The 421-nt window shown below is 40.4% G+C and carries 1 pseudogene; it reads left to right on the top strand.

Going from position 1 to position 421, the window contains the following annotated elements:
* Window positions 1-421 (top strand): annotated as a pseudogene (locus tag E7X57_RS12605) (oligosaccharyl transferase, archaeosortase A system-associated); the annotation flags it as partial.

Here is a 421-nt window from a genome sequence, read left to right as displayed (position 1 = left end):
AAACCCTGTTGAGCACGTTCACAGCAATGTTCCTTATAATCGCCATAAAGAAGGCAAATGATTCTGGTATCTCTTTTGATGATCTAAAAGGTTCTAAATTAGAGAAATTGAAACCTGCTCTTCCATATCTCGTACTATCAGGTATTGCACTTGGTGCATATTCTCTGTCATGGAAAGGGGCACTTTTCTTTAGTTTCATAATTGGTGTTTACATATCCATCCAGCATGTACTGGATCACCTGAATGGAAGATCTACCGATTATCTGGCTATCAGTGGAATGGTCATATTTGCAGTTGCACTTATAATGGTTCTCTTGACACCATATCTCGGCGGTACAAAAGCACTCCACATTAAAGGTCTGCTTGAAGGTATCGTTGCGTTCCCTGTTCTAACCGGAATGTCAATAGCCATGAACAGGAA

Source organism: Methanococcoides sp. AM1, assembly GCF_900774055.1.
In the GTDB taxonomy this organism is placed as follows: domain Archaea; phylum Halobacteriota; class Methanosarcinia; order Methanosarcinales; family Methanosarcinaceae; genus Methanococcoides.
This window is presented reverse-complemented; position numbering and strand designations above follow the sequence as displayed.